The sequence below is a fragment of the Pseudomonas sp. Soil_N_39 genome (genome assembly GCF_057655955.1).
Map to the genome: position 1 here is coordinate 109,497 of NZ_JBDGLI010000004.1, position 24,035 is coordinate 133,531.

Sequence of the window (24,035 nt, forward strand, 5' to 3'; positions counted from 1 at the left end):
CTGCGGCCATGATAAAGCTTTATGGGCGGGGGGGCGATTGTGTATGCCTGTGTGGGAGCAAGGCTTGTGCAGCGAGGTCTGTGTGGGAGCAAGGCTTGCCCGCGATGAGGGCCATGCGGTCTCCGGAAAACCGAGGCGCCTGTATCGCGAGCAAGCTTTGCTCCCACAGATGGGCGTGTGATCAGGCTACTGCTTGAGGCCATGCAACTCGCAATACTCCACCCATTCCATCCCGGCCATTTCCGCCACTTCCCTGTGCACCTCCAGGCGCTGGGCCTGGTACTCCTCAGGCGAGGCGGCGGTCAGTTGCAGGGTCAGTTCCCAGGCAAACAGGCCCAGGCGCTCGGCCTCGGCTTCGAACGCTTCATGCAAGCGCTCGGCACGGTACTGCGCGGTGGTCTCGCCCTTGGCCTGGGCCAGCAGTGGGTTGAGGTGGTCCAGTTCGAGGCGCAGTTCGGGGCGCTCATCGAGAAACTTTTCCAAGGCCCGTTCGTGTTGCTGTTCGGTTGCCGCCATGGTCACTCCTTGGGAGACGAGGACTGTTTCTTGCTGGCCTTGGCCGCAGCCGCCAGGCATTCGAGGGCGAATTGTTCGGTGTAGGTCATCTGGATCGGCGTGGTTTCGCCCTTGACGGTACGTTCGCCGTCGAGGATGTAGCGAATCCGTTTGTCGGTGACGCCGATTCGCTTGGCGATCCAGGAAGGTGTCTGGCCGATCTGGCTGATCAGTTTGTCGGCATATTCCGGGGTGGGCTTGTAGAACTCGGCGTTGGGGGTCATGGAGTGTTCCGCGTGGCTGGTGGCAATGGCGCGACAGATTGCGTGAATCGGTGCTCGCTGTCGCGGGTAAATTTCAGTAAAGCAGCACGATGGCTTGGGCCGCAGTGCTACAGTCCGTTTTTTTCTCGATGAGTGATCGCAATGCGAATGTTGACGGTGGCCCTGGCCGCCACTTTGCTGGCCGGCTGCGCGGGCTCGGCGATGAACGAGGCTCGGACCCAGGCCCCTTACAAGACCCTGACCTCGGACAAACCGGAACAGGTCGTGGCCCAGTGTGTGCAATTTTCCTGGCAGGACGAAGCGGTATTCGGTGTCGATGCCGGCGCCTACCTGCAAACGGGCAAGAAGGGCGGCTCGACGGTCTATACTCGCTCCGCCGAGTCGTTTGTCGACTTGCACGCCGGTGCGACGGGCACCGAGTTGAGCTATTACGCCAAGCATGACGACTTCGTGGCCAAGCGCCGGTTGGCGGCGTTGGCGACGTGTCTATAAGCAACTCGAGTTGAACACCGGATCGAATGTGGGAGCGGGCTTGCTCGCGAAAGCGGTTAACCATTCAACATTTTTGTCGACTGATGCTCCGCTTTCGCGAGCAAGCCCGCTCCCACACTGGTCCTGGGTGGCCGAAAGATTGCCATCCACCGCAATCCCCCTGTGGGAGCGAGCTTGCTCGCGATAGCCATCCTACAGTCAACATGTCTGTCGACTGACCCACCGCCATCGCGAGCAAGCTCGCTCCCACAGGGGTTGGGTTTCAGTCAGAGGGCGTCAGGCGTTTCTGGAAGAAGAAGTGCTGGTGGCCCGGCGGGTAGTCGTCGATCTGGCCGATTTCCGTGAAGCCGTGTCTGCGGTAGAACGCCGGGGCCTGGAAGTCGAAGGTGTCCAGCCAGATGCCCACGCAGTTTTTCTCCCGGGCCAGTTCTTCGGCCATCTGCATCAGGGTCGAGCCGGTGCCCTGGCCCCGGGCCTGTTCCGGCACCACCAGCAATTCGATATACAGCCAACCAAAAAACACTCGGCCGTAGAGTCCCCCGACGATTTCGCCCTGTTCGTCCCGCACCAGCCAGGCCACCAGTTCAGGCACCGTCCCACCGGTCTTGGCGGTGTTATAGGCGCGTAGCGGGGCGAGGATGGCTTGGCGTTCTTCGTCGGTGGGCGTGTCGGTGCGTTCGATTCGTAGCGTCATCGGCGATGTCCTTATGCGTTGAGGGATGAACCGCAGGAGCCTATCCCAAAGGTTGTCGTGACGTCATCCGGTCGACGAGCGAACAGGCGCATTACGCAAATCGGGCCATACTGCCTAATGCTTTTGAAGCGATCCCTATCCCTAAAAACAAGAAGAGACCGACTCATGAAGTTCGAATCCTTAGCTCGAACGCTCATCGCTACGTCATTGACCCTCGGTTGCTTATCGACGTACGCCGCTTCCCAAGCGCCGGTGGCCGCCGAGAACGGCATGGTGGTCACCGCCCAGCACCTGGCGACCCATGTCGGGGTCGACGTGCTCAAGAACGGCGGCAATGCCGTGGATGCGGCGGTGGCGGTGGGCTATGCCCTGGCCGTGGTGTATCCGGCGGCGGGCAACCTGGGTGGGGGTGGTTTCATGACCCTGCAACTGGCCGATGGTCGCAAGACGTTCCTGGATTTCCGCGAAAAAGCCCCTCTGGCCGCTACCGCCAACATGTACCTGGACAAGGACGGCAACGTCGTGCCCGAGCTCAGTACCCGCGGCCACCTGGCGGTAGGCGTGCCCGGCACCGTGTCCGGCATGGAACTGGCGTTGAGCAAGTACGGCAGTAAACCCCGGGCGGAACTGATCGCCCCGGCCATCAAGTTCGCCGAGGAAGGCTTCACCCTGGAACAGGGCGATGTCGATCTGCTGGAAACCGCCACCGATGTGTTCAAGAAGGACATGCGCGACTCCGGGGCGATCTTCCTGAGCAACGGCGAGCCCATGCAGGTCGGCCAGAAACTGGTGCAAAAAGACCTCGCCAAGACCCTGCGGGAAATCTCCGCCAAGGGCGCCGACGGCTTCTACAAGGGCTGGGTCGCCGATGCCCTGGTCACCTCCAGCCAGGCCAACAAAGGCATCATCACCCAGGCCGACCTGGACAAGTACAAGACCCGCGAGCTGGCCCCGGTGGAGTGCGACTACCGCGGCTACCACATCATCTCGGCACCGCCGCCCAGTTCCGGCGGGGTGGTGCTGTGCCAGATCATGAACATCCTCGACGGCTATCCGATGAAGGAGTTGGGGTTCCACTCGGCCCAGGGCATGCACTATCAGATCGAAGCCATGCGCCACGCCTACGTGGACCGCAACAGCTACCTGGGTGATCCGGACTTCGTGAAGAACCCCATCGACCACCTGCTGGATAAAAACTATGCCGCCAAGCTGCGGGCCGCGATCGAACCGCAGAAGGCCGGCGACTCGCAGAAGATCAAGCCTGGCGTGGCGCCCCATGAGGGCAGCAATACCACCCATTACTCCATCGTCGACAAGTGGGGCAACGCCGTTTCGGTCACCTACACCCTGAACGACTGGTTTGGTGCCGGCGTCATGGCCAGCAAGACCGGGGTGATCCTCAACGATGAAATGGACGACTTCACCGCCAAGGTCGGCGTGCCCAACATGTATGGCCTGGTGCAGGGCGAGGCCAACGCCATCGCGCCAGGGAAGGCGCCGCTGTCGTCCATGAGCCCGACCATCGTCACCAAGGACGGCAAGACAGTCATGGTGGTGGGCACCCCGGGCGGCAGCCGGATCATCACCGCGACGTTGCTGACCATCCTCAACGTGATCGACTACGGCATGAACCTCCAGGAAGCAGTCGATGCGCCGCGTTTCCATCAACAGTGGATGCCGGAGGAGACCAACCTGGAGACGTTCGCGGCCAGCCCTGATACCCAGAAGCTGCTGGAGAGCTGGGGGCACAAGTTTGCCGGCCCGCAGGATCCCAACCACATTGCCGCGATTCTGGTTGGCGCGCCGTCATTGGGCGGCAAGCCCGTGGGCAAGAACCGCTTCTATGGCGCCAACGACCCCCGTCGCAACACCGGGTTGTCGCTGGGTTATTGAGGGAGTGCGCGGCTCCAACACGGTTTGAAGAGGGAAGGTCATGAACACCGCATTGCTGATCATCGATGTCCAGAACGCGCTGTGCAGCGGCGAAGAGGAGTGCTTCGACAGCCAGCGCATCATCCGGACCATCAGTGACCTCGGTGCCAGGGCCAGGGCGCTCGGCCGGACGGTGATCCTGATCCAGCATGAAGAGCTGGAAGGGGCGCTGACCCATGGCGCTGTCGGCTGGCAACTGGCCGACGGCCTGTCGACTGCGGTGGATGACCTGCGGGTGCGCAAGACCACGCCCGATGCCTTCTACCAGACCGACCTGCAACCCTTGCTGCAGGCACGAGGCATTGACCGCCTGGTGATCTGCGGGCTGCAAACCGACTGTTGCGTCAATGCCACCGTGCGCCAGGCCCATGCCCTGGGGTACGACGTGGTCCTGGCGGCCGACGCCCACTCCACCGTGGACAATGGCAGCATGGCGGCCGAGCAGATCATCGCCAACCACAACAACCGGCTGGGGCGGCTGAGCAGTGCGGTGTCGCGGATTGATGTTATGCCGGCTGCTGAGATCCGCCTGTAACCGATTACCCACAGCCTGAGTGCGGCGCAGGTTTGGGCTGGGGCAAGCCTGTGGCGAGGGAGCTTGCTCCCGCTCGAGCGCGAAGCGGTCGCAAATGCCTTGGGCCTGCTTCACAGTCCAGCGGGAGCAAGCTCCCTCGCCACAAAGGTTATCGTTCATGAATGACGAGATCACCACGGCAGCGCAAGCATTGGCAGCGGGCGATCCCGTGGCCGCGCTCAATCGCGTGGCCTTGCGCAACGATGCCCCGGCCCTCGCGCTTCGCGGCATCGCCATGGCGCAGTTGGGCGATCTGGCCAAGGCCCGGGCCCTGATGCGTCGGGCGAGCGCGGCCTTCGGGCCCAAGGAGGCCGTGGCACGGGCGCGCTGTGTAATCGCCGAAGGCGAGATTGCCCTGGCGTCCCGCGACCTGACTTGGCCGATGAAACGCCTCGACGCCGCGCGGGCGGTGCTCGAAACCCACGGCGATCGAGCCAACGTCGCGCATGCCCGCACGATCGAAATCCGCCGGCTGTTGTTGATCGGTCGACTTGACGAGGCCGAGCTCAAACTCGTCGAGCTGGATCTTGCCTGCCTGCCCTTGGCATCACGGGCGGCTTGCGAGTTAGTGGCCGCGGGAATCGCCATGCGGCGGTTGCAAACACAGACCGCCCACGCCGCCCTCGAACGGGCCGGGCACGCCGCACGGCAAGCGGGAATCGGCGCGCTGAGCGCCGAAATTGACAGCGCCTGGCAACTGCTGCGCACGCCCGTCGCGCGTCTGATCGCCCGAGGCGAAGAGCGTTTGCTCGTGCTGGAAGAGGTACAAGCGCTGTTGGCCGGGACGGCGCTGGTGGTGGACGCATGCCGCTATGGGGTCAGTGGCGCTGGCATTCAGCTCAACCTGTCCCGGCGCCCGGTGTTGTTCGCCCTGATATGTGGGCTGGCGCAAGCTTGGCCCGGCGATGTGTCGAGGGCAGCGCTCATGGCCCAGGCCTTTGGCTTGAAGCTGACGGATGAGTCCCATCGCGCCCGGCTGCGGGTCGAGATGGGTCGGTTGCGAGCGATGCTTCGCCCGTTGGCGGAGGTGAAGGCTACCCCGCGCGGTTTTACCCTGGTGCCGCGGCAGGCCGATGAGGTCGTGGTGCTCACGCGCCCCGTCGAGGAACCCTACGGGGCGGTGTTGGCGTTGCTGGCCGACGGCGAAGCCTGGTCCAGTTCGGCCCTGGCGTTGGCCCTGGACATCAGCCAGCGTAGCGTGCAGCGGGCCTTGGAAACCCTGGCCGCCGCCGGCAAGGCGCAGTCGTTCGGGCGCGCCAGGGCCCGGCGCTGGATGGCGCCACCGATGCCTGGATTCGCGACGGTATTGTTACTCACTGCACTGCCATCCGATGGCTAGGATGCACTCAACCCCCACCGATGAGGCGAGTGAGATGAAACGTTCAGAGGCACAAATCCTGCGTGAATACGGCCCGTTTCCGGGCGTTGATTGCGTGCACGGCGTGAGCCATGACGGCGAGCGCGTCTGGTTCGCGTCGGGCGACAAACTGCACGCACTCGATCCCGCCAGCGGCCAGACCGTGCATTCCCTCGATGTCCCGGCGAATGCGGGCACGGCGTTCGATGGCGAACATCTGTTCCAGATCGCCGGTGACAGCATCCGCAAGATCGACCCCCGCACCGGCCAGGTCTTGGCGACGATCCCGGCCCCCAACAGCGGGGACGATTCCGGCCTGGCGTGGGCCGAAGGGTCGCTCTGGGTCGGTCAGTACAAAGCGCGCAAGATCCTGCAGATCGATCCCGCCGACGGCAGAATTCTGCGCACTATCGAGTCCAACCGCTTCGTCACCGGCGTGACCTGGGTCGATGGCGAGCTTTGGCATGGCACCTGGGAAAACGACGAGAGTGACCTGCGGCGCATCGATCCGCAAACGGCGCAAGTGCTGGAAAGCGTGACGATGCCGCCAGGGATCGGTGTGTCGGGACTGGAGTCCGACGGGGCCGATCGGTTTTTCTGTGGCGGCGGTGGCAGTGGCAAGGTGAGGGCGGTGCGTCGGCCGGCGTGAATGCTGGCAGATTTGTCATAGCCCCCCTGTGGCGAGGGAGCTTGCTCCCGCTCGAGCGCGAAGCGGTCGCAAATGCCTTGGGCCTGCTTCGCAAGTCAGCGGGAGCAAGCTCCCTCGCCACAACAGCCGATGGCTCAACAGCGGGAATGGTTTTTCATGGCGCGCCAAGCACCATCGTCCAGTACACCCCCGCATCGCTTCGTGAATCGCTGGCGGACGCTGCGCCCATCTGGGTGAACATCGGGTTCATCAGGTTGGCGCAGTGCCCGGGGCTGGCGAGCCAATCGTGCAGGGCCTGGCTCGGTGAGCGTTGGCCGGCGGCGATGTTTTCGCCCAATTTACGTCCGCGAAAGCCGGCGCTCTTGGCGCGATCGGAGGTGGAACGCCCGTTCGGGTCGCGATGGGCAAAATAATTGTCCCGTGCCATCGACCGACTGTGGGCTTGGGCAGCGGTGCCCAACGCGGCGTTCCAGCTCACCGGCCGAGTTGCCGCAAAGCGCTGGCGTCCGCACATCCGGGGCTTGGCCCTGGCGGCATTGACCTGGGCCAGCAGCGTCTTGTCCGCCGAGCTCACGTCGCTCATCCGCGTGCCGCCCATGGGCTGCGCCAGCACCACGCGCCATTCATCACCGACTCGATTGACGCCGATGTCGGCGTATTGGTTGTCCAGCAGCGCCGCGCAATGCTGGTCGGCCAGCATCTCGAAGGCCTCTTCGGCATCCCGCGCATCGGTCAGGCGGATGCTGCGCACGGCCCGGGCTTGATAGCCGGCGTCGTGCAAGGTTTCCCGCAGGCCACCGCGAAAGCCGATCGGCAAACCCAGGCTCGAACGCAGCACCAGCGGCGGCGTGGCCCGCACCGTGCGCCATTCACAGCGGCGGGACTCACTACGGAAGTCGTTGATAGCCTCCACCAACTGCCCTTCGCCACGGGCATGGGCGGGGCTGGTGAATAGGGGAAGCAGGGTCAGCAGGCACAGCGAAACGAAACGGCAAGAGCGAACAGGGTGGCGCATGGGACGAGCGGCTCAAGAGGGGGAGTTGCTTTAGCGCCAGGCTTGGCGCCGATCAGCTGGAAAACGGGTCGCTGCAGGTTGGCGAGGTTTTCACGGCTGGGGTAGGACTGTGGGGTTGGGAACAAGTTTCAGGATGTTGAGGGTTGAGATAAATCCTACCGCATAAGCGAGATAAATCCGGGCTATTCCGGGCTAGGCTGGCACAAACTGGGACAGCCTATGCAATACCGTTGCAACCAGTGCAATGAAAGCGCCCCGCTCAGTCATCGACTGGCGGGGCAAACATATCGGCCTGACGACGCGCGATCTCATCCTTTCGAACCGCCTTAACGATCTTATAGATCCACTGAAGCGACACCCCCCACTTGCGCGCCAGATCGCTTTGATTGGTGCCGTTGAACTCCTCGTAGATCTGCCGATCCCGTCGGCTCAGCTTGCCCGCCAGCCCCATGGGGAAATAGACATTCTGCCCACCCCAATGCGCCGCCATTCGATCGGCGACCTCATTGGCCACATGGCGAGCGGCCTCATCATCCATCGACACCAACTCGCCAAGCGCAGCCGCAACGTGTTCGGTCAGATCAACCAGCAGTTCCGGCCCCTTGCTTCGGAAGTCACTCATACAGCAGTCACCGCAGCATCAAGGGCCAGATTCATTGTTCCTGCTCCTTCACTGGCGTGAACCAAGCCACATCGACGCCCCGAACGGTCACGGTGTTACAGGTCAGAGGTCCCGCAGGCGAATAGCGAATCCCCCTCAGCTGAGATCCAAATCGGCGCATGAACAGCCCAAGACTGTCCTGCTCGATAAAGATCCTATTGTCCAAAAACACCAAAAGCATGATCGAAACCCCAGCTTCACGAATGTCACGAGTCAACTCATTGAACGCGGCCAGTTGCGCCGGAAACGCCTCAGTCAAAATACTCAACGGCTTGACCGGCGCTGCATCCCTTACCAAATCCAGAGAATCCATCTCAAACCCCCTTAACAACATCGGCGGTTACCTTCGGCACACCCAACTGAGCTGCCAAGTTCATCGCCGCAATCACCAAATTGCCAATCGCCAATGGATAAAGCAGCGAAACAGTCCCATCACGCCCCCCATAGCGAGTCGGCTGAGACAACCGCGCCGCAATCGCCTCAATGGCACCCTCATCAATGACGTCCCCCAGCACCTTGCCAACCCGATCAAAGCGGAACGTCAAAAACTCCGCCAAACGTGAATGCCCAACCGGCATCAACTTGACCCGCTCACAGCGCTGCACCACCTCACGCACATCTGCGTTGCGCTCACTCAATTTCACCCCCAGCTCGGGCTGACCGATCATGATGATGCTCACCAACTTAGTGAACCCGATCTCCAACTCCAGGATGCGCTTAAGGTGCTTCAACGTCGGAACCGGCAAACTGTGCGCCTCCTCAAGCACCAGGCAATGGCGATACCCAGCCGCATGCGACTCCTTCAACGCCTTATGGACCTGAGCGAAACGCGCCTCAGGGCTACTTTTTGGCTTCGATAATGGCGCAACAGCCGCCATCATCGACTCGGCGATATGCGTGCTCTTCAACGACTTGCCCTTAGCGTCGTTATCCTCGGAGGCCAACACATACGGCTCAATGATCATCACCGGATCATTGTTCTCGGCAATGCGGTTCACCAGATCCCGGCGAAGCGTACTTTTACCGGCTCCCGATTCCCCCTCAACCGCCAGAAACCCACCGTGCCGGGCCGTCTGATACATCGCCTCACGCACATAACGAATCTCCGGGCTCACCCACATATCCTGCGCACACTGCAACTCATCAAACGGATCACGAAACAAGCCAAAAGCCTTGCGTGTGGCTGGTTGCAGTACTTGTTTAGGCAATAACATCGATTCCTCCTCCCCGGACGGCCCCTTCACAAGGGCCGAGCCTGCCGTATTGGCGTACGGCCGATCCACTTCATCAAAAGCATTAGCAATAGCGGCATCATTGACGCCGGACTCCGCCAAGAACCCCCGAATGCGCCCCCGCAAAACCTCACCGTCAAGACGGCGAGGCCAAAGGTTGTGGTTCACCAACTGCGCAATCGTTGCGCAACTCAAGTTCAGCGATTGGGCCAACGCTGCCTGAGGCCGCCCCACATCCTGCAAAATCCTTTTCAGCTTCAACATCACTCAACTCCAATCGAATGGCGCATGACCTCAGCGGGCCGTTTCAACTCAGCCTCAACCGCCTCAATCTGTTCTTGGGGAACACCCTCTGGAAACCGCGTCAGCAACCAACCAAACGTCTGAGCCGACCAAAGATTGCCCAAACGCGGACGCAGAAGCTTCGCCGCCTCAACATGACTCAGCGGGGCAATCTCAACAGTGGGAGCATCAAAATCCAGATGCGTACCACGCCGCGGCAAATAAGCCGGCAGCACAGTGTCATTGACATGCTTATGCGGATCGATCAGCCCACCAAACGGCACGGCCTTCGATTTGCGGGCGGCCTGCGCATCGGCCTGATTGCTCGTACCCGTCGCAATCTGCTCCAACACCTTGCGCGACACCTGGGCCGGCGTCTCAGCGTGGCGCTTATACCGTTCACCGAGCATCGCAGACGACTCGGCAAACCCAAACGCATCCACCCCAACGCGCTCAATCACGTGATAACACTCACGCCCGTCATCGCCCACCAGCACCGCAATAGCGGAGTCCTTATCCCGCCAACAATTGCGAGTGATCAGCAGCTGTTCACCCACCATCACTCCAGGCACCGAACTCACATCAAACTGCGAGCCCCGAAACGAAACCCGCAGCAAATTGCTCACCTTGCGGCTCTCCGGCGTACTCACCGCCAGCTCCCGGCACACCTCAACACTGGGCGCCAGGCGCAACTGCTCCGGCTTAATCAACTGCCAAACGCCATACCGGGTACGCCGCGTGCGGGTATGAATCGACGTCCCATTGAAATACCGCATCCACTGACCGGCCCACGCATTGATCTGCTCCAGACTCGTGGCGGCCTGAAACTTCAGAGCGCTCTCAAACTCACGCTCAACAATATTGTGCGCCTGCTCAACCTGACCCTTGGCCCGCGCATTACCGGGCCTATGAATCATCAAATCAACCGACAGAACACGGCAAAGATTGCGAAAAATACCACTCGTCATCGCCGCCCCAGGGTCCGTCATCAGCACCCAAGGCACCCCATGAAAAGGGTCCGACTCACTGCGCTTCTGCATCGCATTAATCAACACACTGCACAGATTCTCAGCCGACTCTGCGCCCAACACATACTCCACATACAACGTGCCGCTCGTGTGATCGGTAATCACGTACCGCCACAGTCGTTGACGTTCGATCCTCTTCAGATTCGCAGGCTTGCCGTCGTAAAACTCGGCCTTGTTCATCACCCGAGCGCCATCATCGGCCAGATAAAACTGCGTCGAGATCGAAGCATCAATCTGCCAGACATGATTGGGATGCTGACTCGCCAACGACACCGCCGGCGCGTCCTGCAACAGTTGTTCGGGATGCAACTTATAAGCGCGCAACGCCCGGCTAATCGCACTGCGACTCAACGGTCGAAACTCACCCGTAGCCTCATCCAACCTGCCAGCCATCACCAAGTTATTACTGCGCAAGCGCTCGACGGCCCGCTCAATCGTCGACAACTGCTTATTGTTCGCCCGGATAGACTCCAACAACACTGCCGAAATCAACCGCGCCTCCTTAAGCGGCAACGCACTGCAACCCGCATCACTGCGCCGCTTTCGCGGCTTCGCCAAACGCACCGCCTTCAACTGGCGTTGCAGGGTAGAAATCGACACCCCTAAAGCCAGCGCCCCAGCTTCATAAATAGCCGTACGCTCACCATGCACAGCCGCATCAGCGCGCCGTGCGACCTGCATCAACTGCTCAATGTGTACCGGATTCATCAGTCAGGCCTCCGCAGTCGTCATCCAGGCCGCACCATCCGCCTGATCAAGCAAATTGAACTCACTGCGAACCGCCCCCAGCGTAATCTCCAACTGCCGAATCAAACCGGCCCTAAAGACACGGTGATCCTCGCCACCGACAGCCAACGCCTCCAACTTCGCAAACCCCTCGCGTAGCGGCCCCAACACACTGGCCTCGGCCTCATAAGCGATCGCCGATACTTCCGCACGCAAAGCCTTCGCCGCCTCATCGGCAGGCATCACCTGAATCCGCTTGCGAGCCAACTCCAACTCCCGCCGAGCCTTATCCAACTCGCCAGTCTTCTTCGCCATCACCTCGCTTTGCGCGGCGTAATCGGCTTTCGCCTCATCAAGTCGCCGGCCCAGCGCCTCCTTCTCCTTGGTGTGCTTGGCAATCATCTCCTCGGCCAGATCAACAAACGCCTCCTTATCGCCAGCTTTCGCCACCTCAACCAACGCCGCCTGCTGGTCCTGCGGCAATCGCCGATACTGGCGCAACTCCCGGTAACCAATCCCCATACGCGACATCGAGTCCAACGCCTCTTCACCGAAGGCCCGCAGATTCGCGATATCCCGATCCACCTGATCAACCGAGCGCCCCAGCAACCCACAAAACTCATCCCACGTACCGCTCAACGTCCCCGCACCGTGCGGACTCTTACGCCCGGCCAAGCCTCGATACAGCTTGTTCTCCTTCACAAACGCCAACTTCGACGTCCGCACCGTGCGGGAAAACGCCTCAAACACCCCGGCCATTTGCGCCTGGCCCAGCAACTGATTCACCGTGTCGCACTCTTCACTGTGTGAGGCCTGCAGTGCAGCCATCGCATTCTGATCAGCCGTCAACATCACCCCGTCCAAAACAGGCAACGCCAGTGCCTCCGCGGGTGTGCTCTTGCTCCGTGCCATACAACCCTCCTTAAACAATCGACCCAGCGGCAATACGCTGATTGATTTCCTGCATGCGGCCCGTCAAACGAGCCATGTGCTCGGCATGCGCCTGCGCGATCTGCAACACACCCACCGAGTGGGCAAAGCGGCCGTTATCCAGCTTCACCGCCAGGCCTTCCTCAATCAGTGTTTGCATCGCTCTCGTGATATTGCTGGGACTGTCCTGCGTCAGATGGGCCAACTCCGCATTACTCAACCCCGTCACCGTGTGGCCCTTCAACGCCTTCAGCGCACGCAAAACACGTGCGGCCGCCGACACCGAGCGATTCATAACCTCGCCTCCGGCATAAACATTTCAGGTAAATTGACAACCTCAACCCCCTTGGCCCCGACTCGCGGTGGGGTCCGGCAGGTGTTGAAAACAACGAAAAAGGTGTGAATTGGTGGTTTTTTTGTAGGAAGTTTCTTTTTTTGTTCTGCGTACCCACGCGGCCCAGGTTTTAAAGCGGTAGATTCCAAATTACCGATATGATTTTTCATCACGAGCCTCACGCCACAAAACGGTTGAGCTCAAGGGCCGCCGCCGGATCAGTACAAATTTCTCCGGCCTTAAGACCCAACTTGATCGCGATCTGATGGGCCTGACCCCGTACACATTTTTTGCGCCCACCCAACACCTCGAACACCAGGTTGGGTGAAAAACGATTCGCGATTGCCCATTGGGTAATCGAGATACCTTTGGCCTTAAGCTCAGCTCGGGCCTGATCTGCTGTACGTAGCTCCATGGGTTCACTCCGGGGGGCTGATGGCGCCACTTGGGTGCCGACTAAGTTGCCGTTCGTGGTCGGACGGTGTGAATTGATAATGGAACCAATCGGTTCCCATGAAAAGGCTTTTTGGCAACCGAATGGTTTCTTTTTGTGAGCGGCTGCGCGCCGAACGAACGCGACTTGGCCTCAACCAGACCGACTTCGCAGCACTGGCCGGCGTGACGAAAAAAACGCAGATGCTCTACGAAGCAGGCGAACGTGTGCCTGATGCCAACTACATGAGCGCCATCACCAAAGCGGGCGCAGACATGTACTTCATCATCACAGGGCAAAAAATCGCCGTCACGACGCCCGCCAAGGCCTGGACGCCCATCGATGGCGAAAAGCTCTGCCGCATCATCGAAATGCTAGAGGGCGCTGCCAAACAAGCCGGTCGACGCTGGCCGGCAAAAAAACTGGCCGAAGTGGCCGCAGAGGTCTACAACACGCTGGGTGACGATCAAGGATTTGATCAACCACGTGTTGAGCGAATATTGAAGTTGGTAGTAAATCGCTAAATAGCAAAGGAGCTCTATGCGAAGAGAGGACGAATACCTGGTAAAAAATCTGTCGGCCAGGCTTTCTGAGGAAATCGAAAACCTCCCCAAGGAAGGAAAAGATCACCAGCTCACCATCAAAATCAAAGGCAATCGGGGGCACATCAACCTCGGCCATCAGACCTTTGACATCAAGACCACCAAAGAACCCCCACCAGAAGGCAGCGACCGCGCCCGAGAATGCCCGCAATGCCAACGTAACACCTGGCGTTACACGCAGCTGTGCATGCATTGTGATTACAACTTGCACCGCCATGACAACGTCGCGGAACACAAAAAAGAACAGGCCCGCCTTGAACGAAAATACTTACAAGTCCTGAAAATCTGTATCTGCTGCGTAGGCATAGCCACCTTGAGCTTTTGCATCAGGGATTTTCTGCCTTAAGCGTTAAGACGTTGGGTCGTGGCCCAACTAGCAACCGGTCAGGGACGACCACAAACACTCTAAAAGGAACTTTCAATGCCCGAAAAACAGAACATCCCCTGGAAAGATCGGCCCACCACCGAAAAGACCGCACTGATCATCGGCTGGTGTGCCATCGCAATCCTCATGGTGTACTGGGTCCTACCGAACAAACCCGAACCGAACGTTTCCCCAAACAGCATCGAATCTGAAGTACAACGCCCCACGGCTCGCTACACCCGCGCCAGTGCACAAGCACTGGCCGATGCAACCCAATACCTGTCAAAACTGGACAGCGCCATGGCTCAGAGCGCTCAAATGCTCGAAGCCAACAACCTGGCTGAACTGTCAGCTCACAGCCGAGTATTCAAATCATTACTTGAAGACGGCCGCGTGCAGTTTGGTCATTCTGTGTTCCAGCCATTAGGCCGGTGCAGCTCAGCCGCCATCTTTGCCAATAGCTGGTGGCAGGCCCAAGTCAGTGCTGCTCGACAAGGGGGCAAAGAAACAACTCCTGGCGCGATCCAAAGCAATCTGGACGAGTACAACGCCAACCGAGCCGAATGCCTGAAAAGCGCGACCCCTCCATCGACACCGCCACAACGCACGACCAAAATGCCGACGGCGGTGAATGCCTTACATCCTTCACCGTTGATCCCAAAACCAAGGAAGAGCTGTTGACCTGTCCTGAGTTAAGCCAGTCCTGATCTCGGTCTGGCATTTGGTTTAAAGAGGGCGATCAACGTATGGGAAATCTACCTCGTAGATACCTCGCGCTGCTCGCACCACGAACGGATGCTTGATGAGCCTCAAACCGCTCAATTCCCAAGCGAGCCAGCCCTCTGAAAAACTGCTTGCACATGCGGTTTGCATATCAGTCTACGGAACGAGGCCACTACAAATCACGCATACGACAGGCGCCGCGAGAGGCTTTCTCGTTTCACTGATGTATCTTTACTATTACAAGCGATGCGCCGCCACCCAACAGTTTTTGATAGGAACCTTAGCGTTATGCGATCTAAATGGACTTGTGCTGCCATCACCTTTGTTCTTCTTGCCGGGTGTGTCTCCCAACCTGCTTACGTCCCAAGGACAGACGAGCAGATCGCTCAGGAAGCCCTGGATAAGACGGTCGCCGACATGAAGCGGCGAGGAGCTTCACAAGCAGAGATCGACCGCATGGTTACGCATTCGAAGCTGTCGTACGAAGACCAACTGAAGAGCTACATCAGCCCAATTTCAACGCCAGCCGAGAACTTGGTGGAACTGATCGACCGAGGGCTTTTTTACTGCGACCTGCAACGCAGTAGCCTGAAGATTCCCATTACTTACGAATACACGAAGAAGACCGAGAGGAAACTCGTTGAGTGCATATCTACTTCGAGCAGGGTCATTAGCAGCTACTACTACAAGTCTTACGTACCGTCGGCCAGCTCTAACGCGGTCAAAGGGGCTGTAGACGAAACCTATCTCAAGTGGAGCAGCTACGGCGACAGCATCTTTAAAAGCGCCCCTTCGTACCTGCAAGACCAAGCGTCGATGGCCGTTAAAGACCAAGTCAGCCGCTCTGAGCAAGTTTTCCTGCGGGAAACCCAGAAAAACAAGAAGTAAGCTCAGCGGCTTTCGCCCCACCCAAAAGCCCGTGCCACCTAGCAGGGCTTTTTTACATCAGTTTGGCATCTGCGAAATTACACTCCACTTGACCGCCTGATTGCATCGGGGGTGCTCAAGTGAAGTGACATTTTGCAAACTTAATCGGCGTCTGTTAAATCGAGGGCCGCAATGGAAAGCTGGTTTTTAAGCATATTGGCAGTGGCACATGCAATCGAATTCACTCCATAAAATATGAACCAATCCCACAGTTAGGAAAGCTACCGCCCGGGTTGTTGAAGACGTAGGTGCAACTCTGCCCACGCTGGGGTTTGCCTGGAGTTTCTAGCCACTCGGAGTCACTCACAAATACGATGGCCGCAACGTGCTTATGCCGATCATTTGACAGAATCTTAGTCGCGAACACAGAAAGCACGTTTGGTTGTGCCGCGCTTACTGACTTCATCGCCTCGTGAGACATGCCCTCAAGTCGGATGAACAGGCAACCGGGTCGGTCTCCGCTCATCTGACGTCGAATAGCATGCTTTGCAGAGTCCTCCCAGGCCCTCAAGGTGCGATCGCCTTCCTCACTCTCGACTGTCAGGAGGACACAAGCGAGCTGGGGGGTGGTGGCGACAAGAGTCATCGAACCTACAGCTTTCGCTAGGCCTTGGACGTGTTTGTGGAAAAGCTCAGCCAATTTCTCCTGGTCATTGAGCTCGCCATGTGCGAAAGGCTTCACTGGGAGCTTGTCTAAAGTAAACATCCCTTCGATGCCGGGTGAGTTACCGAGAATGGCAGCACAGACCTGATTACAGAGATCCTCCAACGCAGGCTTGCTGGTAGGGAGCTTCTTCGGCACTGTGATCGAGACACCAACAATTTCGCCGCATGCAAGTGTGGATGACAGCTTGGGAAGGAGGACACCAAAAAATCCTTCCGCCTCTTTTTGAGTGATCTTCAACCCCTTGTCAGGGGAGAAGGACTTACACTCAACTTCGAATGAATCATTTGGCCCCCCCTTGGCCAGAATGTCGAAGGTGTCACTGCTACTGCTTGTGGTCTCAGGCCACTCAACGGTAAGACCCTTACGGTGCAGCCCAATTGCAGCATGCAGTTCTAGCACCATGGCCCGTAGATCCGCTGGGTTATTAAAGGTTCCTGCTACACGCCCAGCAAGGCTGTTGGAACCGGTTAGGGCCTCCGCCTCGCACAGAGCATTGACCTGAATAGCGAAACCCATGGCCACTTTCACAGCTCCCCAACGCTCCGAATCCTCTGGGTGTACTCCCGAGTCGTACCAGGTGAGGCCATAAGCAATACGGTTTTCAATCTCCAAGCCAGGGATTGAAATGGGGTTGGCTGTACGTTCGTGGTTCAAATCCTGGGTGCGCTTGAGCCATGGCTTTTTGGGAAACCGTTTGACCAGCCTTGCATAGATCATCGGGAAGTCGTCTGCGTGAATTTCGGTGATCATGGGCATACCTGGGTCGGGCGTGGGACTGAATCCCCAAGGATGAATCCTTGAATTCAGCGCGTAATCTCTCGTCGGCGAATGATTTTAGCCGATCTGGGTAATGGCGCGTTGACGACCCGTTTGCATTCGACCTGATCGATCATATGCATTGGATTTGACCATCACTCTTCGTGGTCAAAACCGGCAGAGCACGTCCCATACAAGTCATCGGACAGACGCTGGATTACGTAGAGCCTATGGCCATTGCTACTTATTATCCGCGCCTCGGGATATTTGCTCGGTTAATAGTTCTCCCTAAACCCGATTAAAAGCCCCTCCAGCCCACGCCGCCCACCATAGCGGCGTGAGCACATCCAGCGCCCCAAACCCCAGGGGCGCCACGACTGGAGGCAACCCCCATGCGACCCGAACACCCCCGCGGCATCCGCAACTACAACCCCGGCAACATCCGCCACACCCAAGGCATCCGCTGGCAAGGCACAGCCCCCAACCAGAGCGACAACCAATACGTCCAATTCATCGACCCACGCTGGGGCGTCCGCGCCATCGCCCGCGTCCTCATCACCTACCAAGACAAACGCCACGCCGCCGACGGCAGCCCCATCGACACCGTGCGCGAAATCATCGAACGCTGGGCGCCCCCCTCAGAAAACAACACCGACGCCTACGTCATCAGCGTCGCGCGCGCCCTGGGCCTGGACCCCGACGTAGCCAGCGTCGACGTCTACGACTTCGAAATCATGCGCGCCCTGGTCACCGTCATCATCCGCCACGAAAACGGCGCGGGCCCATTACCAGGCGGCCGCTGGTACGGCGACACCATCATCGCCGACGGCCTAGCACTGGCCGGCATCGAACGCGGCATCGTCCACGGCAAATTCAAGGGGGCGGCGGCATGAGACTGATCACCGATTGGCGCCAAGGCTACAGACTCTACAGCCTCCAAATCAGCTTAGTCATCGCCCTGGTAGCGTTCGCCCAACTGGACCTATTGCCGCTCTGGCAACTCCAGCTGTCACCCAACGCCTACGCCACCCTCAACAGCGCACTGGCCATCCTCCTGTTCGTCGCACGCCTGATCAAACAAGGCCCAGACCGACCGCCACAGCGCTAAGCCACCGTCTCAGACCCGGAGCCTTGAATGAACCTCAACGAACTCAACTTCGGCTTCCAAACCGTCCAGTGGCTGGTCCTGACCGTACTCGCCCTCTACACCTGGATCACCAAACGCCAAACCGCCAGCACCCAAGAACTGCTCGAACTGCGCACCCGCATCGTCGCCCTCGAAGAACACGTCCGGCACCTGCCAGACCCGTCGGCGGTTACCGACCTTTTGGGAGACATGAAAGCCATCCGCGCCGAACTCTCCGGCGTCAAAGACGCCCTCAGCCCCTTGGCCCGATCCCTGGACCGCATCAACGACTACCTGCTGCGAGAAAAAACATGACCCTCTACGCCGACTACCTGCGCCACGACATGCGCCTGGTCATCCTGCGGCTGCTGGTTGAAATGCCTGGCTACCGCGCCAACAGCTCCGTCCTCAACACCGCCCTCGACAACTTCGGCCACACCGCCAGCCGCGACCAAATCAAAACCGAACTGCACTGGCTCACCGAACAGGGCGCCGTCACCCTCGCTGACATCGGCCCGGTACTGGTCGCGACCCTCACCGAACGCGGCCAAGACATCGCCGCCGGTCGCGCCCGCGTGCCCGGCATCAAACGCCCGGGGGCCTGACCATGGCTGGCAAATCCTCCATCAACCGCTTGCCGCCCATCGTCAAGGCCTACCTACAAAAGCTCCTGCGCGAAGACCGTCTGACCCTCGACGACATGCTCGCCGACATCCAACGGCGCTTCCCCAACGAAAAGCCCCCCAGCCGCAGCGCCCTGGGCCGCTTCAAAGTCGGCTTCGACGAACTCATCGACAAGGCCCGCCAGCAACGCGAAATGGCCGAAGCCTTCGTCGGCGCCTTCGGTGAAGACGCCACCGACAAAACCGGCGCCTTACTCGTCGAAGCCATCTCAACCCTGACCTACCAAGCCGCCATGGGCGCCCACGAAAAAGACGACGTCACCATCGCCGAAGTCTCCGCGCTGGCCCGCGCCGCCAAAGCCACCATGGAAGCCCGCACCCTCAGCGTCAAAGAACGCCAAGCCATCGAAAAAGCCACCCGTGAACGCCTGCTCCAAGAGCAAGCCGCCGAACTCGACAACGCCGTCAAAGCCCAAGGCATGACCGAAGACCAAGCCCGGTTCTGGCGCCAGAAGTTCCTCGGCGTCAAACCATGAAACCGTCCTCCAGCACACTGCGCGTCATCGAATGGGACGAACTGCCGCCCAGCGTCCGCGAGATCCCCGAAGGCTACAACCCGCTGGCCGAAGGCATCCTCATGGCGCACCAATCCCAATGGCTGGCCATCGACGCCCACATCAAACTCTGTGAAAAAGGCCGCCGCACTGGCATCACCTTCGCCGAAGCACTGGACTGCGTCATCACCGCCGCCTCGCAAAAAGTGGCCGGCGGCATGGACTGCTTCTACATCGGCGACACCAAAGAAAAGGGCCTGGAGTTCATCGGCTACTGCGCCAAATTCAGCCGCGTCATCGCCGAAGCCCAAGCCTCCGGCGTCAGCCAGATCGAAGAATTCCTCTTCCAGGACCAAGACGACGCCGGCAACACCCGCCACATCAACGCCTACCGCATCCGCTACGCCTCGGGCTTCAAAATCGTCGCGCTTTCCAGCAACCCGGCCGGCGTTCGCGGCCTGCAAGGCAAAGTCATCATCGACGAGGCCGCCTTCCACCGCGACGTCTCTGCCGTGCTCGATGCCGCCACCGCGCTGCTGATCTGGGGCGGCCGGATCGTCATCATCAGCACCCACAACGGCAAAGCCAACGCCTTCAACCAAATGGTCAGCGACATCCGCGACCAGCGCTACGGCAGCAGCGCCCAGGTCTTTCGCGCCACCTTCGACGACGCCGTCGCCAACGGCCTGTTTGAACGGGTCTGCTTCATGGCCGGCAAGGTCGCCACGGCCGAAGACAAAGAGGCCTGGTACAAACAAATCCGCAACGCCTACGGCCCGCGCAAAGCACAAATGCGCGAAGAACTCGACGCCATCCCCCGCGACGGCAACGGCGTCTGCATCCCCGGCGTCTGGATCGAAGAAGCCATGCGCCCCGGTCGCACCGTTCTACGCCTGGCCCTGGATGATGATTTCACCCAACAGCCGGTCTACCGGCGCGAGGCCTACGTCGACGACTGGATCGAGCGCTACCTGGCGCCACTACTGCAACCGCTCAGCCCCGAGCACCGCCACTTCCTAGGCATGGACTACGCCCGGCACCGCGACTTCTCCATCATCTGCCCGATGTCCGTTGACCATGCACGACATCGCGACGTCCCGTTCGTCGTGGAAATGCACAAAGTGCCCACCCGGCAACAACAGCAGATCCTGTTCTACATCCTGCGCCGACTGCCGCGTTTCGTCGGCGCGGCCCTGGACGCCACCGGCAGCGGCGAAACACTCGCCGAAGACACCGCCGACGCGTTCGGCCACAACCGCATCCAACAAGTCAAAATCACTCGCGCCTGGTACGGCGCCTGGATGCCCAAATTCGTTCAACTGTTCGAAGACGCGACCCTCACGCTGCCCAGGGACGACTCGCTGCACCAAGACATCCGCGCCATCGAAACCGTCGACGGCATCCCCATGATCGTCAAAGCCCGCAAACAAGACCTCAAAGACCCCGACCTCTACCGCCACGGCGACTTTGCCGGTGCCGGCGCGCTGGCGAACTTCGCCACGCTGGAAGTCGCCAGCGGCCCGGTCACCGTCAAATCACGGCGCCCGCGCCAGGGCCAACACCTCACCCAGGGGTACGCATGAACACAACCGGCCTATGGGTCAGCCCCACCGAGTTCATAAGCTTCGCAGAGGCCAAGCGCAGGCCCTCGCTCAAACAGCAAATAGCCACCCGTGGTCGCACACAGGCCAGCGACTTCACCAGCCACTTGCCCAACCCCGATCCCATCCTCAAAGCCCAAGGCAAAGACATCGCCATTTACCGCGACCTGCGCAGCTCAGCCCTTGTCGGCGGCAACATCCGCCGCCGCAAGGCCGCGGTCCTGTCACTGGAGCGAGGCCTGCAACGCGAACAAACCACTCGTAACGTTGAACGCTTCATCACCGATTGGCTCGCCGACCTCGACCTGGACCGCATCATCCGCGAAATGCTCGACGCCCCCTTGTTCGGCTACCAGCCCATCGAACTGCTATGGCAGCCCCAGGGCAGGCACTGGGTACCGCAAGACCTGCTCGGCAAGCCGGCTGAATGGTTCTTCTACGACAAAGACAACGCGCTGCGCTTTCGCGCCAAAGACACCGGCCCAGACGGCGAGCTCTGCGACCCGCAACGCTTCGTCGTGGCTCGCCAAGACGCGACCTACGCCAACCCCTACGGTTTCCCAGACCTGAGCATGTGCTTCTGGCCGGCCACCTTCATGAAAGGCGGCCTCAAGTTCTGGGTACAGTTCACCGAAAAGTACGGCAGCCCCTGGGTCATCGGCCAACACCCACGCGGCGCCACCGACGGCGAAACCGAACTGCTGCTCGACAGCCTCGAAGCCATGGTCCAAGACGCCGTCGCCGCCATCCCCGACGACGCCAGCGTGCAAATCATCGAAGCTGCCGGCAAAGCCGGCAGCGCCGACGTCTACCGCCAACTGCTCGAATACTGCCGCAGCGAAATCAACGTCGCCATGCTCGGGCAAAACCAGACCACCGAAAAAGACACCAACCACGCCAGCGCCGCGGCCGGTGCCGAAGTCACCCAAGACATCCGCGACGGCGACGCCGCCATCGTTGCCAGCGCGCTCAACGCCTGCATCCGCCACGTCGTAGACCTCAACTTCGGCCCACACGTCGTCGCACCGCGCTACGCGCTGTGGCAACAAGAAGAAATCGACAAATCCCTGGCCCAGCGCGACAAAGCACTGACCGAGTCCGGGGTAAAGTTCACCAACGCCTATTGGCAGCGCACCTACAACCTGCAGGATGGTGACCTACAACAAACACCGCCCCAGGGCGACAAACCCGCATTTGCCGAGAACACACAACACCGGGCGCCGGATCAAGCAGCCCTCGATCAGGCCATCGATAGCCTGCCATCCGAGCCCTTAAACCAACTGACTGAAAACCTCGCCAACCTGATGTTCATGGCCAACACCTGGGGCCGCCTAAGCACCACCGCAGACCGGGAAGACTGACATGGGCAGTCCCGCAAAGCAGCTCGACCCTGCGGACCTCAAGGTCATCTTCGGCCTCGAACCCGCCAACGCCATCGCCTACCTGAAAGCCAAGGGCTACACCATCACTTGGCATTGGCAAGACATCCTCGACCAGGCCCACGACCACGCGTTCACCGTCGCCAAAGCCATGCGCCTGGACCTGCTCACCGACATCCGCGCCGCCCTGGAAAGCGCCCTCCAACAAGGCCAAACCCTCCAGCAATTCACCGCCAACCTCAAACCCGTCCTACAAGCCCAAGGCTGGTGGGGCCGGCAAGTCATCGTCGATAGCCAAGGCACCGCCGAAACCGTCCAATTGGGCAGCCCGCGTCGGCTCAAAACCATCTACCAGACCAACCTGCAAAGCGCCTACATGGCTGGCCGCAAAGCTGCCATGGAACAGACCACCGAGACCCACCCGTACTGGATGTACATCGCCGTCCTCGACGGCAAAACCCGCAGCAGCCACCGCGCCATGCACGGCCAGGTCTTTCGCCACGACGACCCCATCTGGTCAACCATCTTTCCGCCCAACGGATTTAACTGCCGCTGCCGCGTCATCGCCCTGAGCGAAGCCGCCGTCAAACGCCGTGGCCTTACCGTCATCTCCAGCCAGGGGAAGACTTTCACCGAAACCGTCGAGACCGGCACCAACAAACGCACCGGGGGAATCAGAACAGCAACCGTAGGAGGCATCCGAATCATCAACGCCCAGGGCAACAGCATCACATTCCGTACCGACCCAGGCTTCAACCACGCACCCGGCACCGGCCTGAATTAACACACGTTCCCGTGGCGAGGGAGCTTGCTCCCGCTGGGCTGCACAGCAGCCCCAAACCCAGCCCAACCAATACTTCCTGACCCACCGCAAACCAAAATGGAAGGCATCCCATGTTCATCATCGAACTAGACCACCAACACCTGCAGCAAACCCTTAGCAAAGTGGAGCAGACCATCGGCGACCTAACACCGCTGATGCACAGCCTAGCCGCCGAACTTGCCAGTCAAACCGAGGAAAACTTCGAACATGAAGGCCGGCCCCAGTGGCACGAACTCTCCGACGTGACCATTGGACGCCGAGCCGAAACTGGCCACTGGCCTGGAAAGATGCTGCAAGTCAGCGCCGCCGGTTTGGCTGCCTCAATTATCACTCAGGCTTCTGACAGCTCGGCGCTGGTGGGCACTAACAAACCTTATGCGGCGATGATGCAGTTCGGAGGTAATCAAGCTGACTTTCCGCAACTGTGGGGTGATATTCCGGGGCGGCCGTATTTGCCCATGGATGCTGAAGGCAACCCGCAGCCTGAAGCGGAAAAAGCCATCCTCGATTTAGCGCTGGACCATTTGAAATTCGCTACCGAGATTGTTCGATAACGTTGCATAGGCTTAGCCATTGAAGGCTTGATGTGCAACTTGTAAACGTCCACGTACGCTTAAACCTTATCGCCTTGGGAGATCGGATCTTATCCATCGGCAAGGAACAGGACCGACAGCTGAGATGATGCGATCCGACTCAGATGCACCACCACCGGGTACGGGCTCATGAGGGCTGGCCACAGCCAAAAGCCGGCAGTACGCTCTGCTAGACCATT

General features: G+C 59.9%; 30 protein-coding genes. 18 read left to right on the plus strand and 12 right to left on the minus strand.

The features are described from left to right. Positions 1-186 precede the first annotated feature (186 nt). Complete coding sequence (locus tag AC3A5O_RS07620; RefSeq protein ID WP_122568526.1) at positions 187-516, minus strand: DUF6388 family protein; 330 nt, start codon at positions 514-516, stop codon at positions 187-189. 2 nt (positions 517-518) lie between these two features. Then, positions 519-779 carry a hypothetical protein gene (locus AC3A5O_RS07625; protein ID WP_060741573.1) on the minus strand — a complete coding sequence of 87 codons (261 nt, stop codon included), beginning with the start codon at positions 777-779 and terminating at the stop codon, positions 519-521. 141 nt (positions 780-920) lie between these two features. On the opposite strand from AC3A5O_RS07625, the gene AC3A5O_RS07630 reads away from it, so the two are divergent. After that, positions 921-1,271: a hypothetical protein gene (locus tag AC3A5O_RS07630; RefSeq protein WP_122568527.1), complete on the plus strand. Its 351-nt coding sequence runs from the start codon at positions 921-923 to the stop codon at positions 1,269-1,271. 262 nt (positions 1,272-1,533) lie between these two features. Here AC3A5O_RS07630 and AC3A5O_RS07635 read toward each other — a convergent pair whose 3' ends face one another. Further along, positions 1,534-1,965, minus strand: a complete 432-nt coding sequence (locus tag AC3A5O_RS07635; RefSeq protein ID WP_122568528.1) for a GNAT family N-acetyltransferase — start codon at positions 1,963-1,965, stop codon at positions 1,534-1,536. Positions 1,966-2,130: 165 nt separating this feature from the next. Between AC3A5O_RS07635 and ggt the strand changes: the two genes are divergently transcribed. The 4 genes from ggt to AC3A5O_RS07655 all read left to right on the plus strand — a co-directional run bounded on the left by ggt (position 2,131) and on the right by AC3A5O_RS07655 (position 6,477). Further along, positions 2,131-3,858 carry a gamma-glutamyltransferase gene (gene ggt, locus AC3A5O_RS07640; protein WP_122568529.1) on the plus strand — a complete coding sequence of 576 codons (1,728 nt, stop codon included), beginning with the start codon at positions 2,131-2,133 and terminating at the stop codon, positions 3,856-3,858. A gap of 40 nt (positions 3,859-3,898) precedes the next feature. Then, entirely contained in the window at positions 3,899-4,432 is a 534-nt protein-coding gene (locus AC3A5O_RS07645; RefSeq protein WP_122568530.1) for a cysteine hydrolase family protein, read from the plus strand. Between the two features lie 157 nt (positions 4,433-4,589). Beyond that, positions 4,590-5,810, plus strand: coding sequence for a helix-turn-helix domain-containing protein (locus tag AC3A5O_RS07650; protein WP_487753028.1), 1,221 nt, complete (start codon positions 4,590-4,592; stop codon positions 5,808-5,810). A 34-nt stretch (positions 5,811-5,844) separates the two neighbouring features. Next, positions 5,845-6,477 (plus strand): Vgb family protein, encoded by a 633-nt coding sequence (locus tag AC3A5O_RS07655; RefSeq protein WP_122568532.1) that lies wholly within the window; start codon positions 5,845-5,847, stop codon positions 6,475-6,477. 154 nt (positions 6,478-6,631) lie between these two features. On the opposite strand, the gene AC3A5O_RS07660 is transcribed toward AC3A5O_RS07655, so the two are convergent. The 8 genes from AC3A5O_RS07660 to AC3A5O_RS07695 form a co-directional block, all read right to left on the minus strand. Beyond that, entirely contained in the window at positions 6,632-7,492 is an 861-nt protein-coding gene (locus AC3A5O_RS07660) for a CAP domain-containing protein (RefSeq protein ID WP_305481825.1), read from the minus strand. A 259-nt stretch (positions 7,493-7,751) separates the two neighbouring features. Beyond that, positions 7,752-8,114 (minus strand): Mor transcription activator family protein, encoded by a 363-nt coding sequence (locus AC3A5O_RS07665; protein ID WP_186642580.1) that lies wholly within the window; start codon positions 8,112-8,114, stop codon positions 7,752-7,754. A gap of 31 nt (positions 8,115-8,145) precedes the next feature. Next, on the minus strand, positions 8,146-8,466 hold the full coding sequence (locus AC3A5O_RS07670) for a hypothetical protein (protein WP_487753029.1): 321 nt from the start codon (positions 8,464-8,466) through the stop codon (positions 8,146-8,148). Between the two features lies 1 nt (position 8,467). Next, positions 8,468-9,649 carry an ExeA family protein gene (locus tag AC3A5O_RS07675; protein ID WP_487753030.1) on the minus strand — a complete coding sequence of 394 codons (1,182 nt, stop codon included), beginning with the start codon at positions 9,647-9,649 and terminating at the stop codon, positions 8,468-8,470. Beyond that, entirely contained in the window at positions 9,649-11,403 is a 1,755-nt protein-coding gene (locus AC3A5O_RS07680) for a transposase family protein (protein ID WP_487753031.1), read from the minus strand. The genes AC3A5O_RS07675 and AC3A5O_RS07680 overlap by 1 nt, the downstream gene beginning before the upstream one ends. 3 nt (positions 11,404-11,406) lie before the next feature. After that, positions 11,407-12,333: a hypothetical protein gene (locus AC3A5O_RS07685; RefSeq protein ID WP_487753032.1), complete on the minus strand. Its 927-nt coding sequence runs from the start codon at positions 12,331-12,333 to the stop codon at positions 11,407-11,409. A 10-nt stretch (positions 12,334-12,343) separates the two neighbouring features. Beyond that, positions 12,344-12,646 carry a helix-turn-helix domain-containing protein gene (locus tag AC3A5O_RS07690; protein WP_186642575.1) on the minus strand — a complete coding sequence of 101 codons (303 nt, stop codon included), beginning with the start codon at positions 12,644-12,646 and terminating at the stop codon, positions 12,344-12,346. Positions 12,647-12,863: 217 nt separating this feature from the next. After that, the gene (locus AC3A5O_RS07695) at positions 12,864-13,100 is read right to left on the minus strand and encodes a DNA-binding protein (RefSeq protein ID WP_204126644.1); all 237 of its coding nucleotides are present in this window, start codon (positions 13,098-13,100) and stop codon (positions 12,864-12,866) included. 98 nt (positions 13,101-13,198) lie between these two features. Here AC3A5O_RS07695 and AC3A5O_RS07700 point away from each other — a divergent pair, with 98 nt between their 5' ends. From AC3A5O_RS07700 to AC3A5O_RS07715, 4 genes are all read left to right on the plus strand, one after another. Continuing rightward, entirely contained in the window at positions 13,199-13,642 is a 444-nt protein-coding gene (locus AC3A5O_RS07700) for a helix-turn-helix domain-containing protein (protein WP_487753033.1), read from the plus strand. A 16-nt stretch (positions 13,643-13,658) separates the two neighbouring features. Continuing rightward, positions 13,659-14,066: a hypothetical protein gene (locus AC3A5O_RS07705; RefSeq protein WP_487753034.1), complete on the plus strand. Its 408-nt coding sequence runs from the start codon at positions 13,659-13,661 to the stop codon at positions 14,064-14,066. A gap of 75 nt (positions 14,067-14,141) precedes the next feature. Beyond that, on the plus strand, positions 14,142-14,765 hold the full coding sequence (locus tag AC3A5O_RS07710) for a hypothetical protein (RefSeq protein WP_487753035.1): 624 nt from the start codon (positions 14,142-14,144) through the stop codon (positions 14,763-14,765). 330 nt (positions 14,766-15,095) lie between these two features. After that, complete coding sequence (locus AC3A5O_RS07715; RefSeq protein WP_487753036.1) at positions 15,096-15,695, plus strand: hypothetical protein; 600 nt, start codon at positions 15,096-15,098, stop codon at positions 15,693-15,695. A 220-nt stretch (positions 15,696-15,915) separates the two neighbouring features. Here the strand turns inward: AC3A5O_RS07715 and AC3A5O_RS07720 are convergent, their stop codons facing one another. Next, positions 15,916-17,151, minus strand: coding sequence for a hypothetical protein (locus AC3A5O_RS07720; RefSeq protein WP_487753037.1), 1,236 nt, complete (start codon positions 17,149-17,151; stop codon positions 15,916-15,918). Positions 17,152-17,549: 398 nt separating this feature from the next. On the opposite strand from AC3A5O_RS07720, the gene AC3A5O_RS07725 reads away from it, so the two are divergent. The 9 genes from AC3A5O_RS07725 to AC3A5O_RS07765 all read left to right on the plus strand — a co-directional run bounded on the left by AC3A5O_RS07725 (position 17,550) and on the right by AC3A5O_RS07765 (position 23,817). After that, a complete protein-coding gene (locus AC3A5O_RS07725; protein WP_487753038.1) occupies positions 17,550-18,050 on the plus strand; it encodes a structural protein in 501 nt (166 codons plus the stop codon). After that, positions 18,047-18,265 carry a DUF7940 domain-containing protein gene (locus tag AC3A5O_RS07730; protein ID WP_487753039.1) on the plus strand — a complete coding sequence of 73 codons (219 nt, stop codon included), beginning with the start codon at positions 18,047-18,049 and terminating at the stop codon, positions 18,263-18,265. Before AC3A5O_RS07725 ends, AC3A5O_RS07730 begins: the two co-directional genes overlap by 4 nt. 27 nt (positions 18,266-18,292) lie before the next feature. Further along, a complete protein-coding gene (locus tag AC3A5O_RS07735; RefSeq protein ID WP_487753040.1) occupies positions 18,293-18,598 on the plus strand; it encodes a DUF2730 family protein in 306 nt (101 codons plus the stop codon). Next, entirely contained in the window at positions 18,595-18,888 is a 294-nt protein-coding gene (locus AC3A5O_RS07740; RefSeq protein WP_487753041.1) for a VpaChn25_0724 family phage protein, read from the plus strand. Before AC3A5O_RS07735 ends, AC3A5O_RS07740 begins: the two co-directional genes overlap by 4 nt. Positions 18,889-18,890: 2 nt before the next feature. Further along, complete coding sequence (locus tag AC3A5O_RS07745) at positions 18,891-19,442, plus strand: phage protein Gp27 family protein (RefSeq protein WP_487753042.1); 552 nt, start codon at positions 18,891-18,893, stop codon at positions 19,440-19,442. Continuing rightward, entirely contained in the window at positions 19,439-21,043 is a 1,605-nt protein-coding gene (locus tag AC3A5O_RS07750; RefSeq protein ID WP_487753043.1) for a hypothetical protein, read from the plus strand. Before AC3A5O_RS07745 ends, AC3A5O_RS07750 begins: the two co-directional genes overlap by 4 nt. Then, positions 21,040-22,422 carry a DUF935 domain-containing protein gene (locus AC3A5O_RS07755; RefSeq protein WP_487753044.1) on the plus strand — a complete coding sequence of 461 codons (1,383 nt, stop codon included), beginning with the start codon at positions 21,040-21,042 and terminating at the stop codon, positions 22,420-22,422. The genes AC3A5O_RS07750 and AC3A5O_RS07755 overlap by 4 nt, the downstream gene beginning before the upstream one ends. A 1-nt stretch (position 22,423) precedes the next feature. Continuing rightward, positions 22,424-23,224 (plus strand): phage head morphogenesis protein, encoded by an 801-nt coding sequence (locus AC3A5O_RS07760; protein ID WP_487753045.1) that lies wholly within the window; start codon positions 22,424-22,426, stop codon positions 23,222-23,224. A 110-nt stretch (positions 23,225-23,334) separates the two neighbouring features. Next, positions 23,335-23,817, plus strand: coding sequence for a phage virion morphogenesis protein (locus tag AC3A5O_RS07765; RefSeq protein ID WP_487753046.1), 483 nt, complete (start codon positions 23,335-23,337; stop codon positions 23,815-23,817). Positions 23,818-24,035: the final 218 nt, after the last annotated feature.

Bases quoted from the DNA above. Each gene is read 5' to 3' on its own strand.
- AC3A5O_RS07655 (WP_122568532.1), top strand. From the start codon at position 5,845: ATGAAACGTTCAGAGGCACAAATCCTGCGTGAATACGGCCCGTTTCCG.
- AC3A5O_RS07715 (WP_487753036.1), top strand. From the start codon at position 15,096: ATGCGATCTAAATGGACTTGTGCTGCCATCACCTTTGTTCTTCTTGCC.
- AC3A5O_RS07675 (WP_487753030.1), bottom strand. From the start codon at position 9,649: ATGTTGAAGCTGAAAAGGATTTTGCAGGATGTGGGGCGGCCTCAGGCA.
- AC3A5O_RS07740 (WP_487753041.1), top strand. From the start codon at position 18,595: ATGACCCTCTACGCCGACTACCTGCGCCACGACATGCGCCTGGTCATC.
- AC3A5O_RS07635 (WP_122568528.1), bottom strand. From the start codon at position 1,965: ATGACGCTACGAATCGAACGCACCGACACGCCCACCGACGAAGAACGC.
- AC3A5O_RS07755 (WP_487753044.1), top strand. From the start codon at position 21,040: ATGAACACAACCGGCCTATGGGTCAGCCCCACCGAGTTCATAAGCTTC.
- AC3A5O_RS07670 (WP_487753029.1), bottom strand. From the start codon at position 8,466: ATGGATTCTCTGGATTTGGTAAGGGATGCAGCGCCGGTCAAGCCGTTG.
- AC3A5O_RS07625 (WP_060741573.1), bottom strand. From the start codon at position 779: ATGACCCCCAACGCCGAGTTCTACAAGCCCACCCCGGAATATGCCGAC.
- AC3A5O_RS07750 (WP_487753043.1), top strand. From the start codon at position 19,439: ATGAAACCGTCCTCCAGCACACTGCGCGTCATCGAATGGGACGAACTG.
- AC3A5O_RS07695 (WP_204126644.1), bottom strand. From the start codon at position 13,100: ATGGAGCTACGTACAGCAGATCAGGCCCGAGCTGAGCTTAAGGCCAAA.
- AC3A5O_RS07765 (WP_487753046.1), top strand. From the start codon at position 23,335: ATGTTCATCATCGAACTAGACCACCAACACCTGCAGCAAACCCTTAGC.
- AC3A5O_RS07725 (WP_487753038.1), top strand. From the start codon at position 17,550: ATGCGACCCGAACACCCCCGCGGCATCCGCAACTACAACCCCGGCAAC.
- AC3A5O_RS07730 (WP_487753039.1), top strand. From the start codon at position 18,047: ATGAGACTGATCACCGATTGGCGCCAAGGCTACAGACTCTACAGCCTC.
- AC3A5O_RS07720 (WP_487753037.1), bottom strand. From the start codon at position 17,151: ATGATCACCGAAATTCACGCAGACGACTTCCCGATGATCTATGCAAGG.
- AC3A5O_RS07630 (WP_122568527.1), top strand. From the start codon at position 921: ATGCGAATGTTGACGGTGGCCCTGGCCGCCACTTTGCTGGCCGGCTGC.
- AC3A5O_RS07760 (WP_487753045.1), top strand. From the start codon at position 22,424: ATGGGCAGTCCCGCAAAGCAGCTCGACCCTGCGGACCTCAAGGTCATC.
- AC3A5O_RS07700 (WP_487753033.1), top strand. From the start codon at position 13,199: ATGAAAAGGCTTTTTGGCAACCGAATGGTTTCTTTTTGTGAGCGGCTG.
- AC3A5O_RS07735 (WP_487753040.1), top strand. From the start codon at position 18,293: ATGAACCTCAACGAACTCAACTTCGGCTTCCAAACCGTCCAGTGGCTG.
- AC3A5O_RS07680 (WP_487753031.1), bottom strand. From the start codon at position 11,403: ATGAATCCGGTACACATTGAGCAGTTGATGCAGGTCGCACGGCGCGCT.
- AC3A5O_RS07745 (WP_487753042.1), top strand. From the start codon at position 18,891: ATGGCTGGCAAATCCTCCATCAACCGCTTGCCGCCCATCGTCAAGGCC.
- AC3A5O_RS07685 (WP_487753032.1), bottom strand. From the start codon at position 12,333: ATGGCACGGAGCAAGAGCACACCCGCGGAGGCACTGGCGTTGCCTGTT.
- ggt (WP_122568529.1), top strand. From the start codon at position 2,131: ATGAAGTTCGAATCCTTAGCTCGAACGCTCATCGCTACGTCATTGACC.
- AC3A5O_RS07660 (WP_305481825.1), bottom strand. From the start codon at position 7,492: ATGCGCCACCCTGTTCGCTCTTGCCGTTTCGTTTCGCTGTGCCTGCTG.
- AC3A5O_RS07665 (WP_186642580.1), bottom strand. From the start codon at position 8,114: ATGAGTGACTTCCGAAGCAAGGGGCCGGAACTGCTGGTTGATCTGACC.
- AC3A5O_RS07650 (WP_487753028.1), top strand. From the start codon at position 4,590: ATGAATGACGAGATCACCACGGCAGCGCAAGCATTGGCAGCGGGCGAT.
- AC3A5O_RS07690 (WP_186642575.1), bottom strand. From the start codon at position 12,646: ATGAATCGCTCGGTGTCGGCGGCCGCACGTGTTTTGCGTGCGCTGAAG.
- AC3A5O_RS07710 (WP_487753035.1), top strand. From the start codon at position 14,142: ATGCCCGAAAAACAGAACATCCCCTGGAAAGATCGGCCCACCACCGAA.
- AC3A5O_RS07705 (WP_487753034.1), top strand. From the start codon at position 13,659: ATGCGAAGAGAGGACGAATACCTGGTAAAAAATCTGTCGGCCAGGCTT.
- AC3A5O_RS07645 (WP_122568530.1), top strand. From the start codon at position 3,899: ATGAACACCGCATTGCTGATCATCGATGTCCAGAACGCGCTGTGCAGC.
- AC3A5O_RS07620 (WP_122568526.1), bottom strand. From the start codon at position 516: ATGGCGGCAACCGAACAGCAACACGAACGGGCCTTGGAAAAGTTTCTC.